We start from the raw sequence: 14,634 nt of genomic DNA, 5'->3' as shown, positions 1-14,634 counted from the left end.
GAAGCGAGCCGGATCGCCGAGCGCCCGTCTGGCGCCAATAGAAAACCGGAGCCAGTTTCCCGGCTCCGGTCTTCGGTTCGTGCAATGCGTGGATCCGCGAAATCAACCGGCGCCGTCTTCTTCCGCATCGCCGACCTCGTCGTCCGCGGCGGAATCGACCTCGTCGGTGACTTCGGTGTCGGGCTCGTCCGGCGTCTCGATGTCCACGTCCGGCACCGCGACCGGCACCGTCTCGGTATCGACATCCACTTCCGGGGTTTCGACGTCATAGGCTGGCAGCTCGCCGCCCTCGGCGGTCACGTCCACGTCCGGCAGCTCGCCTTCCTGGGTTTTGTCGACGTTGCACGCTGTCAATGCGAGCGCCGACGTCATTGCAAAGGCCAGGATCGTGGCTTTCTTGATCAGGTTGCTCATTGTCATTGACTCCTTGGATTCGGTTTTCGGGGTCGCGCGCCGCCTCTCGTGGGCGAGCGTTCGTGCGTCACGCGCACGATGAATGCGCAGCGAAATCCTCGCGCACCCCGCGTTCATGACATGTGAGTGTCGTTGCATCGCCGGCCCTCCAACGCGATACGATCAAAACATGCCGCCCCTGACTGAACATGACAATCCGCATCCGATCGCCGACATCGGCGAGGAGTGGGTCAACGCGTTGACCCATGGACTCGGCGCGATCGCCGCGCTGGCGGGCGGGGCGGTGCTGATCACGCTGGCGGCCGTGTACGGGGATGCCTGGCAACTGGCCGGTGCGATCGTGTTCGGCGTGTGCCTGCTGCTGTTGTACGTCGCCTCGACGCTGTACCACGCGGTGGCGTATCCGCAGGCCAAGGCACGGCTGAAGGTGTTCGACCATTGCGCGATCTACCTGTTGATCGCCGGCACCTACACGCCGTTCACCCTGATCGGCCTGCGCGGGCCGTGGGGCTGGGGGCTGTTCGCGGCGATCTGGATGCTGGCGCTGGCCGGGGTGGTGTTCAAACTGTTCTACACCGGGCGTTTCCCGCGGTTGTCGACGCTGATCTACGTCGCGATGGGCTGGCTGGTGCTGGTGGCGTTGAAGCCTCTGCTCGGGGCGCTGGACGGCTGGACGCTTGGCTGGCTGTTCGCCGGAGGCGCCTGCTACACGCTGGGCACAGTGTTCTACCACCGGCCGTCACTACGGTACTCGCACGCGATCTGGCACCTGTTCGTGGTCGCCGGCAGTGTCTGCCACTACGTCGCGGTGATGGCGCAGGTGGTCTGAGGCGGGGAGGGCGCCGCGCTGCACCACAAGAAAGGCCCGCGCTGGACGCGGGCCTTGTTCGTTTGCTGAAACTGTCGAAACTCAGGCGCTCGGCGCCACGTGACCGTTGTTCAGCTCTTCCTCGGTTGCTTCACGCACCTCGGCGACTTCCACCGCGAAGTTCAGGTGCTGGCCGGCCAGCGGATGGTTGCCGTCGACGACGACCTGCTCGGGCTCGACCTTGGTCACGGTCACCAGCAGCGGGCCCTGCTGGGTACGCGCCTCGAACTGCATGCCCGGCTGCACCGACTCCACGCCTTCGAACGCGCTGCGCGGCACGGTCTGGATCAGTCCTTCGTGGCGCGGACCATACGCCTCCTCGGGTGCGACCTTGGCGGTCAGGCTGTCGCCGGCCTTCTTGCCGAGCAGGGCCTTCTCCAGGCCGGGGACGATGTTGCCGGCGCCGTGCAGGTAGGCCAGCGGCGCATCGGTCGGCGACTTGTCGATGACTTCGCCGGCGTCGTTGGTCAGGGTGTAATGGAATGCGGCGACACGCCGCTCGGCGATCTCCATGGGAAACCTCACTGGGATATGGACTGGAAAGGGATGGGAAAGTGGATACGCCGGTCAATTCACGGCGAAAACGAAACGCCACCCGACCCAGCCTAGGAAAGTTGCACGCCCGCTGCAACCTTTGGGCGACAATGCTGCTGTTCAGCTGGCGTCCCGGAACATGCGCCGCGACCCGTGCCGACGCCGGAATGGCATCGGGCGGTGCATTCCCGCGTTATCCATCGTATGGACTCCCTCGGCCCCGGGTACAAGGCAAAGGTTCCGCCATGACTTTCGACAATCCGTGCCAACGTTTTCGTTGCACCGGCATGGCCGGCGGGCTGGCGTTGCTGCTGGCGCTGGCAGGCTGCGCAACGCTGCCTGAACCGGCGCCGCCGGACCATCGCGATGCGATGGCGGTCGCGCGCGAGCACCTTGCCGCCGGCCAGGCCCGCGAGGCGGTGGCGGCACTGGAGCGTGCCGCGGCGATGGAGCCGGCCAGCAAGGAGCCATGGCTGGAGATCGCCCGCTTGCGCACCACCCAGGGACGCCATATCGACGCGCTGGCCGCCGCCGAGCAGGTACTGCGCCGCGATCCGACCGATCAGGTCGCTTATGAAATCACCGTGGACAGCGGCCTGCAGGTGGCGCTGCAGACCATGAAGCGGCTGCGCGCGGCCGGGCAGGCGCCCGCTGAAGGACACGAGGAGCAGGCGGCGGCGATCGCGGCGCTGATGGCGGAGGTGTTCGAGCCGGAGCTGCTGATTTCCGCCGAGACCCGGACGCGGCTGGCCCGGGAGGCGGTCGAGAACTACAAGGCGAACCGGGTGGAGCGTTTGCCGGAAGCGCAGACCAAGCCCAAGGGCGACCCGCTGGACCTGCTGGGCGGGGACTGAGCCGGCGTCCGGACGCGGACGCCTTTCAGCGCAGCAGCAGCGGGATTTCGCGATCGTACCGATGGCGGTACTGCTCGCGTTCGTCGCGGCAGTACGCGCTGCCCATCGCGAACTTGCGACAGATCGCCGGACGCTGCTCATAGATGCCGCAGCACATGCGGTTGTGGTCGAGCGCGATGCACCAGCCGTCCTCGCCGCGCGCCATCACCTCCAGCCCCATGTCGCTGCGCTCGATCAGGTGGCGTGGCACCTCGTCGTCAGGCATGACCACGACGGTCAAGCGGCAGCAGACTGCATCGCACTTTTCGCACGAGACCGTCGGGTCGATTTGCTGGTCGTGGTCGTGGTCGTGGCTAGGCATGGCGGCTCCCGAAGGGGCGTCGCTCCAGGACGGAGCGTTGACGCGTGAGGGGAGCGAAGCGGGCGACTGCGGACAGCCGGTCGGACGCGACGGTACGGCGGTGGACGGCGCCATCGTACAGCGCGCCGCAGCGGGACCGATGAATGCAGCCAACCGGGACAGTCGCGATTCCGGTATCCGAATCGTCCGTTCAGGCTGCTCACGGGTGCCTCATGCCGCCGATGGGAGCATGCCCGGCATGGAGAAATCGGACGACTGGGACCTCATCATCGGCGACGGCCCGGTGGTGGCAACCGCCATCCACGATGGCCATCATGTACGCGACTCGCTGCTGCCGCACCTGGCGATCAGCGAGGACGAGCGGCGCCGCGAGGAAGACCCGATGACCGGCCTGCTGACCGCCGTCGGCGACGTCCGCATCCAGGTACGTGCCTCGCGGTTCCAGGTCGACCTCAACCGGCCGCGCGACAAGGCGGTTTCCACCGATCCTGCCGACACCTGGGGCCTACAGGTGTGGCGAGGGGATCTGCCGCCGCAAGAGCGCGCGTTGTCACTCGCGGGGCACGACCGCTTCTACGCAATGATCCGCGCGCTGCTGGACGAGCTGTTGGCGAAGTGGGGCTGCGTGCTGCTGATCGACATCCACAGCTACAACCACCGCCGCGACGGCGCCGACGCCGAGCCGGCCCCGCAGCGTCACAACCCCGACATCGAACTGGGCGTGACCACGCTGGACCCCGGCCGCTGGGGCGGCGTCGCCGAGCGTTTTGCCCAGGCCCTGCGCGAGACCCCGATCGATGGCCGCAGCCCGGACGTGCGCGAGAACGTGCGCTTCCCCACCGGCGGGTACTTCCCGGAGTGGGTCTACGCCACCTGGGGCGACAAGGTCTGCACGATTTCGCCCGAGTACAAGAAGATCTACATGGACGAGTGGACCGCGCAGGCCGACATCCCGGCGATCGAGGACCTGCGCACCGGCCTGCAGAACGCGGTCGACGCGGTGCGCCCGGAGTTCATGGCATGTCGATGAGCCCGCGATCGCCCGCCCATGTGTCCGCCGCGCGCCCGCTGCCGCCGGTTGCGGCCCGGGTCGACGCCGAACTGGCGCGCATCGACGGCGAGGTCGACTGGCTGCTGGCGCTGTCGCCGATCGGCAACGAGGCGTTGTGGGACAGCTTCGAGGCCAGTGGCCACACGGCGATCCCGCCACTGCATTACATCGACCTCGAACTCGACCTGCATGCCGCCCGCGAACGGGTGATGGCGTTACCGGTCGAAGACATCGAGTCGCACCTGCTGTCCGGGCTGCTGTCGGAGAAGCAGCGCGAACTGGAGCGCCAGATCGAGCTGGTGCGCCTGCGCGGCACCGACGGTTTCATCAACGCCAGCCTCGACCTGTTCGGCGGGGTGGCGCCGCCCCTGTTGAAGCTCGCCAACGAGATCCTAGGCCGGGTCGAGCACGGCGCGGGGCTCAAGGCCGACGCCGGCATCGACGAGATCATGGCTGCGGTCGAGGACGAACTGGACTGGTATCGCCAGCAGTCGCCGGACTTCAGCGTCGACGTGGTCGTCGATACCGACCTCAACTCGATGATGATGGTCTCGCATGGCACGTTCTACATCGACGGCGACATCCGGCTGCCGCACGCACGGGTGCAGCCGCTGATCCAGCACGAGATCGGCACCCACGTGGTCACCCGCCACAACGGCGAGCGGCAGTCGCTGAAGCAGCTGGAGGTCGGGCTGGCCCATTACGACCCGCTGCAGGAGGGGCTCGGTGTGCTGGCCGAATTCATGGCCGGCTACTTGCCCGCCGAGCGCCTGCGGGTGCTGGCCGCGCGCGTGGTCGCCGCCGACATGGCGATCCACGGCGAAGGCGTGCCGGCGATCTTCGACCTGCTGCACAACACCCACGGCCTGCCGACCGACGATGCGTTCGACGTCGCGGTGCGCGCGCTGCGCGGCGGCGGGCTGACCAAGGACGCGGTGTACCTCAGCGGCCTGCGCGACCTGATCGACTACCTGAATGACGACGGCGAGTTCGAGCCGCTGTTCGTCGGCAAGTTCGCGCTGTCGCACCGGGTCGTGCTCGACCAGCTGGTCGAGGAAGGCTGGGTATGCGCGCCGGACCTGCTGCCGCGCTACTGCTCGCGCCCCGATTTCCCCGACCGCCTGGCCCGTTGCCGCAACACCCCGGTCGCCGACCTGTTCCACATGGAGCCCGATCAATGAACGCAGCCCCCGCGAAGTCCGACGTCCGATCTACGCCCATCCGGATTGGCTTCGTCATCAACGACATGGCCACCGAGAAGAACAACTACACCACCATCCGGCTCGCCCGCACCGCAGTGAATCGCGGTCACGGAGTGGCATTGATCGGGCTGGGCGACTTCATCTATGACGCCAACGGCACCATCCGCGCCAAGGCCCACGTGCCGCGGCGGGAGCGCTACGAGACCGACGACGAGTTGTTGGCCGACCTGCAGGCCGAGGACGGCGAAACCCAGCGCATTTCGGTGGAGGAACTCGACGTGCTGCTGCTGCGCAGCGACCCGGCCGACGAGGTGGTCGACCGTCCGTGGGCGCCGAACAGTGGCCTGCTGTTCGCCCAGCTCGCAGCGCTGAGGCACGTGATCGTGCTCAACGACCCGACCCACCTGACCGATGCCTCCAACAAGACCTATTTCCAGCATTTCCCGGAGGAAGTGCGGCCGATCACCTGCATCACCCGCGATGCCGAAGAGATCAAGTCGTTCATCGCTGCCCACGACGGCTGCGGCGTGATCAAGCCGCTGCAGGGATCGGGCGGGCAGAGCGTGTTCGTGGTGACGCCCGACAGCGGCGGCAACCTCAACCAGATGATCGACGCGGTCACCCGCGATGGCTACGCGATCGTGCAGGAGTACCTGCCCAAGGCCGCCGAGGGCGACCTGCGACTGATCACCCTCAACGGCCGGCCGTTGCAGATCGACGGTCGCTATTGCTGCATCCGCCGCTACAACGAGAGCGGCGATGCCCGCAGCAACATCAGCGCCGGTGGCAAGTACGAGATGGCCCAGCCGAGCGAGGAGGCCCTGCGGGTCGCCGAGATCGTCGCGCCCAAGCTGATGCGCGACGGCATGTACCTGGCCGGGCTGGACATCGTTGGCGACAAGATGATGGAGATCAACGTCGACACCCCCGGCGGCATCACCATGGCCGACGACCTGACCGACATCGATTTCAGCGGCTGCATCATCGGTGACCTGGAGCGCAAGGTGCGGCTGCGCGAGCTGTACAACCGCACCCTGAGCAACGCCGAGCTGGCCATGATGTAACCGCGCGGGCGTGGGCGATACTGTCGGGCAACGCTACCGAGCCGCCCGCCTTGGATACTTTCCTGATCGCCTTCGACCTCGTCGGCACCTTCGTCTTCGCGATCTCCGGTGCCGCCGTCGGGGTGCGCAACCGGCTCGACCTGTTCGGCGTGCTGGTGTTGTCGTTCGCGGCGGCGACCTCGGGCGGGATCGCCCGCGACGTGCTGATCGGCGCCACCCCGCCGGTCGCGCTGGTCAACTGGCAATACCTCGCCGTCGCCTGCCTGGCCGGGCTGATCACGTTCTACCGCGATGCCGCGATCGAAAAGCTGCGCAATCCGGTGCAGATGTTCGATGCCGCCGGCCTGGCGTTGTTCGCGGTATCGGGCGCGCTGAAGGCGCTCGAGTTCGGTCTCGGCCCGGTTTCGGCGACCCTGCTGGGCATGCTCAGCGGCATCGGCGGCGGCATCGCCCGCGACGTCCTGGTCGCCCGGACCCCGGTGATCTTCCAGTCCGACCTGTACGCGGTCGCGGCGCTCGCCGGCGCCGCCGCGGTGGTGGCCGGGCATGCGCTGGCATTGCCCTTGGCGCCGGTGGTCGTGGCTGGCGCGATCCTGTGTTTCGGTTTGCGCTACATGGCGATCCGCCACGGCTGGCGGCTGCCGGTGGCCGACCATCGCGAGCCCTGAGCCGGCTAAGATGGGCCGATGTCAAAGCTGCTGCTAAACCTGCGTTACGTGCTCGATGACGAGATCGAGCACGTCCGCGCGATGCTCGACGAGCACCGCATCGAGTACTACGAAACCCAGCCCAGCCGCTGGGGGATCTCCCACGGCGGCATCTGGATCCGCGAGGACGGCGACCTGCCGCGGGCCAAGCAACTGATGGCCGACTACCAGGCCAAGCGCCAGACGCGTGTGCGCGCCGAGAACGAGGCCGCCAGGCGCGACGGCACCGCGGAAACCTTCATGGACGTGGTCCGCGCGCAGCCGCTACGGGTGTTGCTGATCGCGCTGGCGATCCTGGTCTTGCTCGGGCTGGTGGCGCTGCCGGCGGTGCTGCTGCGCGGCTGACCGCCGTTGGCCTCGGCCGCGCGGATATGCAATCGTCGCGAGAGGGGGCCGGGGATGGCGTCCTCCTTCCTCCGTCATTGCCATGAGGTTGTCCGCATGACCCAACACCGTTCGATCGTTCGCCGCACGTTGTGCGTCGCCAGCGTGACGTTGGGGCTGGCCGGCTGTGTCACTGGAGCGTTCCGTGCTCCGGGTGACCGGTTGACCGACTACACCGCCGCGACCGGCGCGCCGATGACGACCGAGCAGCAGGCGGTGGTGTTCGAAACGGCCGACCTGAAGTTCAAGGTGTTCCCCAAGCGCCGACGCATCAGCGGCGATGCCACCCTGGTGTTTCGCGCGACTGCCCCGGTCGAACGGCTGGTGGTCGATCTGGACAGCCGTTACGCGATCGAATCGGTGTCGATCGACGGAATGCCGCGACCGGCCGACACCTACGCCAATCCCGGGGGACGATTGACGGTGGACCTGCCCAAGCCGCTGCCGATCGGCGAGGAGGCCACGCTGCGCATCGTCTACAACGGCGCGCCGCACGTGGCCGAGCGCGCGCCGTGGGACGGCGGTTTCGTCTGGGCGACCGCGCCGACCGGCGAGCCGTGGATCGCCAGCGCCGTGCAGGGCGAGGGCTGTGATCTGTTCTGGCCGTGCATCGACCATCCGATGGGCGAGCCGGGCGTGGTGACCCAGCACATCACCGTGCCCGACCCGCTGGTCGCCGCCGGCAACGGCGTCGCCACGGGCATGGACCAGCACGACGGCTGGCGCACCTGGCACTGGCGCACGCACGACCCGAACACCTACGCCATCGCCCTCAACATCGGCCCCTACGAGCTGTTGCGGGACGAATACCGCAGCCGTTACGGCAACACCATCGCATTGCGCTTCTGGCACCTGCGCGGCCGAGAGGACAAAGCGCGCGAATTGTTCGCCGAGTTCCCGGTGATGCTGGATTTCTTCGAATCGACCATTGGCCCGTACCCGTTCGCCGATGAAAAGATGGGGGTGGTCGAGACCCCGCACCTGGGGATGGAGCACCAGACCATCAATGCTTACGGCAATGACTACAAGAAGGGCGAGTTCGGCTACGACTGGCTGCTGCAGCACGAGTTCGCGCACGAGTGGTTCGGCAACCAGCTGACCAATGTCAACTGGGACGACATGTGGTTGCACGAAGGCTTTGGCAGCTACATGCAGCCGTTGTACGCCCAGTACCTGCGTGGCGACATGGCCTATTACACCCAGCTGCACGGCCAGCGGGTGGGCGTGCTCAACCGGCACCCCATCGTCTCCGGGAAGCCGATGCTGGAACACGAGGTGTACGAAGACGAGATCGGTCCCGGCGGCGACATCTATGCCAAGGGATCGGTGGTGTTGCACAGCTTGCGCGAGCTGATCGGCGACGACGCATTCTTCGAGGCCACCCGTCGGTTGGTGTATGGCACCGGCACCCCGCGTCCGGGCAATTTCAAGCCGCGCTACGCCGGCACCGACGAATTCATCGAGATCGTCAACGACGTCACCGGCGAGGACCATCGCTGGTTCTTCGACGTGTACCTGTACTCGGCGGCGCTGCCGGAGTTGCTTGCGACCCGCGACGACGAGGGGCTTGTGCTGCAATGGAAGACCGAGGGCGACAAGCCGTTTCCGATGCCGGTGCAGGTGCGCATCGGATCGGTCGATGGCGAGGTCCGCAACGTGGCGATGGCCGAAGGCCGCGGCCGCCTCGACATGCCGGCCGGCGCGCTGTACACGCTCGACCCGCATTCGAAGGTGCTCCGCGCGCTGCCGCATGTCGTCGAGTACCAGGCCGACAGGAAGGCGCGGGCAGAGAAGGCGAAGGACTAGCATCCTCTCTGCAACTGCCACAATCGCCGCCACTCATCTCTGCCACGCCGATGACCGACACGACCGCACAACCTGTCAACTCCAAGGGCCGGGTGCTGTTCGCCAGCCTGATCGGCACCACCATCGAGTTCTTCGACTTCTACATCTACGCGACCGCGGCGGTGCTGGTGTTCCCGCGGCTGTTCTTCCCGGCCGGCGACCCGGCGTCGGCCACCCTGCAGTCGCTGGCGACGTTCGCGCTGGCGTTCTTCGCGCGGCCCATCGGCTCGGCGTTGTTCGGCCACTTCGGCGACCGCGTCGGCCGCAAGGCGACCCTGGTCGCGGCGTTGCTGACGATGGGCCTGTCGACCGTGGTGATCGGCCTGCTCCCGACCTACGACAGCATCGGGGTGCTGGCGCCGTTGTTGCTGGCGCTGTGCCGGTTGGGGCAGGGCCTGGGCCTGGGAGGCGAATGGGGCGGTGCGGTGCTGCTGGCGACCGAGAACGCGCCGCCGGGCAAGCGCGCCTGGTACGGCATGTTTCCGCAGTTGGGCGCGCCGCTGGGGTTCTTCCTCGCCACCGGCGTGTTCCTGCTGCTGGCGGCGCTGCTGGACGAGCGCGAGTTCTTCGACTGGGGCTGGCGGGTGCCGTTCCTCGGCAGCGCGGTGTTGGTCGCGCTGGGGCTGTGGATGCGGCTGAAGCTGACCGAGACCCCGGCGTTCCAGCGCGCCATCGACCGCGAGGAGCGGGTGCGCCTGCCGATGCTGGTGGTGCTGACCCGCCACCCGCGCGCATTGCTGGCCGGCATGCTCGCCGCGCTGGCAACGTTCGTGCTGTTCTACCTGATGACCGTGTTCGCGCTGAGCTGGGGCACCTCGTCGCTGGGCTACTCGCGCGATGCGTTCCTGTGGATGCAGATGCTAGGGGTGGTGCTGTTCGCGCTGACCATACCGTTGTCGGCAATCTACGCCGACCGCCGCGGCGCACGGGCGGCGATGATCGCGGCGACGGCGGCGATCGCGCTGTTCGGACTGGTGTTCGCGCCGATGTTCGTCGCCGGCAGCCTCGGCGGGACGCTGTTGTTCCTGTCGATCGGGCTGGCGCTGATGGGGTTCACCTACGGCCCGGTCGGGACGATCCTGGCGGAGATGTTCCCGACCTCGGTGCGCTATACCGGCGCCTCGTTGGCGTTCAACCTGTCGGGCATCTTCGGCGCCTCGCTGGCGCCGTACATCGCCACCTGGCTGGCCCTGAACCACGGATTGGCATCGGTCGGCTACTACCTGACCGGCGCGGCGGTGCTGACCCTGCTGGCGCTGCTGATGGTGCCCCGGCAACCGTCCTGGAGTTCCGCATGAACGACACCTCGCTCCTGCTTCCCTGTCCGCATTGCGGCGCGATGAACCGCCTGCCCGGGGCCCGGCTCGGCGAATCTCCCAAGTGCGGGCGCTGCCACGAGGCCTTGTTCGAGGGACGACCGCTGAACCTCGGTGCCGGCAATTTCGACCTGCATGCCATGCGCAGCGGACTGCCGCTGCTGGTCGATTTCTGGGCACCGTGGTGCGGGCCGTGCCGGACGATGGCGCCGCATTTCGAGGCGGCGGCATCGATGCTCGAACCTCAGGCACGACTGGCCAAGGTTGATACCGAGGCGGAGCCGGCGCTGGGTTCGCGCTACGCGATCCGCAACATCCCGACCTTGCTGCTGCTGCACCAGGGCCGCGAGATCGCCCGCCAGGCCGGCGCGATGGGTTCCGAGCAGATCGTCCGCTGGGCGCGCTCGCAGCTGCCAAAGTAGCCATGATGGTCGACCGCGATCCCGCCAGCGCCGCTCCGGCCGCAAACCCGAACGACCCCGCACCCACACGGCCGGAGGAACCCGACCCGGCCGACTGCTGCGGTGAAGGTTGCGTGCGCTGCATATACGACGTGCACGACGAGGCGATGGAACGCTACGAAGCCGCACTGGCCGCGTGGAAAGCGCGGCAAGGCTAGCCGGTCGGCGCCGTCGCCACGGCCTTGCGGTACTCCGGGTCGAACCACGGCAGCGCGACCTGGATCAACGGGCCGATCGCCAGCATGTACGCGATCGTGCCCAGCCCCAGGGTGCCGCCGAGCAGGAACCCGGATACCAGTACGCCACCTTCGATCAGGGTACGGATCAGACGCACCGACCAGCCGCTGCGGCGTACCAGGCCGGTCATCAAGCCGTCGCGCGGACCGGGGCCGAAGCGCGCGCCGATATAGGCCGCCGTCGCCAGCGCATTGAGGACGATGCCACCGATCAGCAGGCCGACCCGCGGGACCAATGCCAGGTCGGCCAGCCCGTCGCCGATCAAACCGTTGACCGCATCGAACACCAGGCCGATCACGATCGCGTTGCTGATCGTCCCCAGCCCGGGCTTCTGCCGGATCGGGATCCACGCCAGCAACACCGCGAAACTGGTCGCCACCGCGACCCGGCCCATGCTCCAGCCGCCCTGCAGCGCGATGCCCTGGTGCAGCACGTCCCACGGCATCAGGCCGAGCCGTGACTGCAGCATCAGCACCATCGATACGCCGTAGGCGATCAGGCCGAGGTAGAGCTGCAGCAGGCGTTGCGGCATCGGGTGGTCAGCAGGGTGGGCAGTGCGCCAGTTTAATCGGGCCGATGCGCGTCTCCGCGACGATCGCTGGAACACAGCGGTGCGGCAGGGATGCCGGCGCCGGCGCCAGCGGAACTGCCGGGCGACGCGCTACCATCGACGGCTTCCCACGAACTCCAGAGGCTCCGATGACTCTTTCCATGCACGCCGCATCCGCGCCGGTGTTCAAGCAGATGCTCGGCAGCCTCGGCGCGCTGCTGGCCAAGGCCGAGGCGCATGCCGAGGAACGCAAGATCGATCCGGACGCGCTGCTGCAGGCGCGGCTGTTCCCCGACATGTTCCCGCTGGTGCGGCAGGTGCAGATCGCCTGCGACTTCGCCAAGGGCGTGACCGCGCGCCTGGCCGGCGCCGAGGTGCCGGTCTACGACGACAAGGAGCAGTCGTTCGAACAGTTGCGAGCGCTGGTCGAGCGCACCATCGCGTTCGTCGCCAGCTTCGACGCTGACGCGTTCGAAGGCAGCGAGGCGCGCGAGATCGTGACCCGTCCCGGCACCCCGAAGGAGCGCCGCTTCAACGGCCAGGACTACCTGCTGACCTACGGCCTGCCGCAGTTCTTCTTCCACGTGAACATGAGCTACGCCCTGCTGCGCCACAACGGCGTGGAAATCGGCAAGCGCGACTACATGGGCGCGTACTGAGCGACCGCCGCCGCGGTGGCGTTCAGAACCGGTCGCCGACCGGCGAATAGCGCCACTCGCCCGGCGGCATCTTGTTGAGCCCGATCCGGCCGATCCGCAAACGCCGGATCGCCACCACGTCGAGCTCGACCTCGGCGCACATGTGCCGCAGTTGCCCGGGCCGCACGTCCTTGATCGCGAAGCGCAGTCGCACCTCGTTCTGCCAGCTGACCTTGCACGGCGGCAAGGCGCGGCCCTCATAGCTCAGCCCGCGCGACAGCTTGCCGAGGGTGTAAGGGCCGGTGGCGCCGCGCACCTCGACCAGGAATTCCTGCTCGATCTTCGCCCCGTCCTCGTTGAGGCGGCGGGCAACGCGGCCGTCCTGGCTCACCACCACCAGCCCGCTGGCTTCGGTGTCTAGCGGCATCAGCGGCGCGAGGTGGGCGAAATGGCGTTGCAGCATACGGACCTCGCTGCTGTCGCCGTCGGCGCGGGTATCGGGCGTCACCAGTGACGTGCACGCCTCGAAGTCGACTCCTGCCGGCTTGTGCAGCAACATCGTCGCCGGCTCGGCGGCCTGCACCATCGCCACCGGCGGGGCGTCGGCGTCGAGCGCGACCTGCGCCGCATCGACCAACGCCTGCGGGGTCTCGACCACCTCGCCGGCGACCCGAACCCAGCCGCCCTCGATGTATTGCTCGGCCTGCGCGCGCGAGCAGCCCAGCAGTTCGGCCACGCATCGGGACAGGCGTTCAGGCGGATGGGGCGTCGGCGGTGGGGTCGGACTGGACATCGATGGCGCCTGCAGCGGGCGGGCCAGTGTAGAACGAGGCGGGCGAGGTCTGCGGATCGGCGGCCGGCGTGCCGACTTCGGCGGCGAGCGCCCGCAGCACCTGCTTGTCCGCGTCGATCGCCAATGCCAGCATCGCCCGTTCAAGCGCGAGCGCGGAATGCCGACGGGCGCTGGCGACATGGCGCGCGTCGCCGAGCCGGGCCAGTGCCCGCAACGATTTCTGCAGGCGGATGCCGACTTCCACCAGCGCCGCGCCGTCGCGCGCGATCGGGTTGAACAGGTCGTCGTACAGCTCCGCGACGTCGACGCCGGGGACATGCACCTGCGGATAGCGGACCTCGTCGTCGGCGATCTCGCGCGGCACGCTCCAGATCGACAGCAGCCGCACCGCGCGGCCGAGGATGTCGATGGCGGTGCCGGGGTCGTTGACCGCCGGTGACAAGGCGCGCGACGCGATTTCCGAGAGCACCGACATGCCGAACCGCGGGTCCTGGTCGAACGAGCGCAACTGGCCGATGGTGAACGCCGCGCGCACGTCGTCCTGCATCGCGTTGTGGTCGATGCCACCCACCCAGGCCAGCGGCCGCGAGGGATCGACGAAGGTGCCGGGCAGCGCCCCCAGGTAGATGGCGGCGTCGGCCTGCCCGGTGGCCAGGCCCGCCAGCGCGTCCATGTCGATGTGCTGCACGTAGCCGATGCGTTCGGCGAACAGGGGCGTGGCGTTCGCGGGGATCTCGCGCGCCGGGTCGAGCAGCGGACGGCCGCCCAGGTAGGGCCGCTGGTGGCGGGCACGCATCGCCGCGCTCGTCGCCGCCTCGATCCGGCCGCTGGTTTCGGCGACCTGGCCCAGGGTCGACACGTGGTCGATCCAGTGCAGCAGCGTCATCACCACGAACGCGATCACCGCCAGGGTCACCACGAACAGCACCAGCCGCCCCTGCACGCCGTACATGCCGGTGCTGAGCGCGATGATGCCGACCAGGCTGAACAGGAACGCGCCGATGAACGTGCCCAGCGCGTTGTGCGCGGTGGCGTCCTCGTCCAGCAACCGGATCGCGCGCGGGGTGACGTTGCTGTTGGCGGCGATGTAGGCCGACACCATCGTGCTGAGCGAGAAGATCGTCACAGCCAGCATGCTCGCGGCGATGACGCCGAGGATCTTGTCGACCGCGTCGGCGCCGACCTGGGTCGAGATGTCCGCCGGGATGTAGGGCTTGAGGACGATCGCGGCCAGCGCGGTGGCAATCGCCAGCACCGAGAACAGCGAGGCGCGGAACCAGAGCTTGCGGCTGAGCTGCAACAACAGCCATTGCCAGCGGGAGGTCATCGGATGGCGGGCCTTGTCGATGGACGGG

18 protein-coding genes are annotated in these 14,634 nt (G+C 68.1%); 12 read left to right on the top strand and 6 right to left on the bottom strand.

All coding sequences use genetic code 11. The annotated features are described in order from the left end of the window. Positions 1–102: 102 nt before the first annotated feature. A complete protein-coding gene (locus tag SNE34_RS03425; protein WP_332614754.1) occupies positions 103–414 on the bottom strand; it encodes a hypothetical protein in 312 nt (103 codons plus the stop codon). 169 nt (positions 415–583) lie between these two features. On the opposite strand from SNE34_RS03425, the gene trhA reads away from it, so the two are divergent. Next, on the top strand, positions 584–1,243 hold the full coding sequence (trhA, locus tag SNE34_RS03420) for a PAQR family membrane homeostasis protein TrhA (RefSeq protein ID WP_332614752.1): 660 nt from the start codon (positions 584–586) through the stop codon (positions 1,241–1,243). A gap of 81 nt (positions 1,244–1,324) precedes the next feature. Here trhA and SNE34_RS03415 read toward each other — a convergent pair whose 3' ends face one another. After that, positions 1,325–1,795 (bottom strand): FKBP-type peptidyl-prolyl cis-trans isomerase, encoded by a 471-nt coding sequence (locus tag SNE34_RS03415; RefSeq protein ID WP_332614749.1) that lies wholly within the window; start codon positions 1,793–1,795, stop codon positions 1,325–1,327. Positions 1,796–2,061: 266 nt separating this feature from the next. Between SNE34_RS03415 and SNE34_RS03410 the strand changes: the two genes are divergently transcribed. Then, positions 2,062–2,670 carry a tetratricopeptide repeat protein gene (locus tag SNE34_RS03410; RefSeq protein ID WP_332614747.1) on the top strand — a complete coding sequence of 203 codons (609 nt, stop codon included), beginning with the start codon at positions 2,062–2,064 and terminating at the stop codon, positions 2,668–2,670. A 25-nt stretch (positions 2,671–2,695) separates the two neighbouring features. On the opposite strand, the gene SNE34_RS03405 is transcribed toward SNE34_RS03410, so the two are convergent. Beyond that, complete coding sequence (locus SNE34_RS03405; protein ID WP_332614745.1) at positions 2,696–3,031, bottom strand: YkgJ family cysteine cluster protein; 336 nt, start codon at positions 3,029–3,031, stop codon at positions 2,696–2,698. A gap of 238 nt (positions 3,032–3,269) precedes the next feature. On the opposite strand from SNE34_RS03405, the gene SNE34_RS03400 reads away from it, so the two are divergent. From SNE34_RS03400 to SNE34_RS03360, 9 genes are all read left to right on the top strand, one after another. Beyond that, positions 3,270–4,061, top strand: coding sequence for an N-formylglutamate amidohydrolase (locus SNE34_RS03400; protein WP_332614744.1), 792 nt, complete (start codon positions 3,270–3,272; stop codon positions 4,059–4,061). After that, entirely contained in the window at positions 4,052–5,263 is a 1,212-nt protein-coding gene (locus SNE34_RS03395) for a peptidase MATCAP family protein (RefSeq protein ID WP_332614742.1), read from the top strand. Before SNE34_RS03400 ends, SNE34_RS03395 begins: the two co-directional genes overlap by 10 nt. Then, complete coding sequence (locus SNE34_RS03390; RefSeq protein ID WP_332614740.1) at positions 5,260–6,348, top strand: ATP-grasp domain-containing protein; 1,089 nt, start codon at positions 5,260–5,262, stop codon at positions 6,346–6,348. Before SNE34_RS03395 ends, SNE34_RS03390 begins: the two co-directional genes overlap by 4 nt. A 50-nt stretch (positions 6,349–6,398) precedes the next feature. Further along, the gene (locus SNE34_RS03385; protein WP_332614739.1) at positions 6,399–7,016 is read left to right on the top strand and encodes a trimeric intracellular cation channel family protein; all 618 of its coding nucleotides are present in this window, start codon (positions 6,399–6,401) and stop codon (positions 7,014–7,016) included. An 18-nt stretch (positions 7,017–7,034) separates the two neighbouring features. After that, entirely contained in the window at positions 7,035–7,400 is a 366-nt protein-coding gene (locus SNE34_RS03380; protein WP_332614738.1) for a DUF6164 family protein, read from the top strand. Between the two features lie 96 nt (positions 7,401–7,496). After that, on the top strand, positions 7,497–9,245 hold the full coding sequence (locus tag SNE34_RS03375; protein ID WP_332614736.1) for a M1 family metallopeptidase: 1,749 nt from the start codon (positions 7,497–7,499) through the stop codon (positions 9,243–9,245). 50 nt (positions 9,246–9,295) lie between these two features. Next, positions 9,296–10,582, top strand: coding sequence for an MFS transporter (locus SNE34_RS03370; RefSeq protein WP_332614735.1), 1,287 nt, complete (start codon positions 9,296–9,298; stop codon positions 10,580–10,582). After that, on the top strand, positions 10,579–11,022 hold the full coding sequence (gene trxC / locus SNE34_RS03365) for a thioredoxin TrxC (RefSeq protein WP_332614732.1): 444 nt from the start codon (positions 10,579–10,581) through the stop codon (positions 11,020–11,022). The genes SNE34_RS03370 and trxC overlap by 4 nt, the downstream gene beginning before the upstream one ends. 2 nt (positions 11,023–11,024) lie before the next feature. Beyond that, the gene (locus SNE34_RS03360; protein WP_332614731.1) at positions 11,025–11,219 is read left to right on the top strand and encodes an oxidoreductase-like domain-containing protein; all 195 of its coding nucleotides are present in this window, start codon (positions 11,025–11,027) and stop codon (positions 11,217–11,219) included. On the opposite strand, the gene yczE is transcribed toward SNE34_RS03360, so the two are convergent. Beyond that, on the bottom strand, positions 11,216–11,830 hold the full coding sequence (yczE, locus tag SNE34_RS03355; protein WP_332614730.1) for a membrane protein YczE: 615 nt from the start codon (positions 11,828–11,830) through the stop codon (positions 11,216–11,218). The two genes, SNE34_RS03360 and yczE, sit on opposite strands and share 4 nt — an antisense overlap. Before the next feature lie 179 nt (positions 11,831–12,009). Here yczE and SNE34_RS03350 point away from each other — a divergent pair, with 179 nt between their 5' ends. After that, positions 12,010–12,507: a DUF1993 domain-containing protein gene (locus SNE34_RS03350; RefSeq protein WP_332614729.1), complete on the top strand. Its 498-nt coding sequence runs from the start codon at positions 12,010–12,012 to the stop codon at positions 12,505–12,507. Between the two features lie 22 nt (positions 12,508–12,529). Here the strand turns inward: SNE34_RS03350 and SNE34_RS03345 are convergent, their stop codons facing one another. Both SNE34_RS03345 and SNE34_RS03340 read right to left on the bottom strand, forming a co-directional pair. Continuing rightward, positions 12,530–13,279, bottom strand: a complete 750-nt coding sequence (locus tag SNE34_RS03345) for an rRNA pseudouridine synthase (RefSeq protein WP_332614727.1) — start codon at positions 13,277–13,279, stop codon at positions 12,530–12,532. Next, on the bottom strand, positions 13,239–14,606 hold the full coding sequence (locus SNE34_RS03340; RefSeq protein ID WP_332614725.1) for a DUF2254 domain-containing protein: 1,368 nt from the start codon (positions 14,604–14,606) through the stop codon (positions 13,239–13,241). Before SNE34_RS03340 ends, SNE34_RS03345 begins: the two co-directional genes overlap by 41 nt. Positions 14,607–14,634: the final 28 nt, after the last annotated feature.

It is taken from the genome of Novilysobacter erysipheiresistens (assembly GCF_036663935.1).
GTDB lineage: Bacteria > Pseudomonadota > Gammaproteobacteria > Xanthomonadales > Xanthomonadaceae > Novilysobacter > Novilysobacter erysipheiresistens.
The sequence above is the reverse complement of the archived record's forward strand: the minus strand, read 5'-3'. Positions and strand labels throughout refer to the sequence as shown.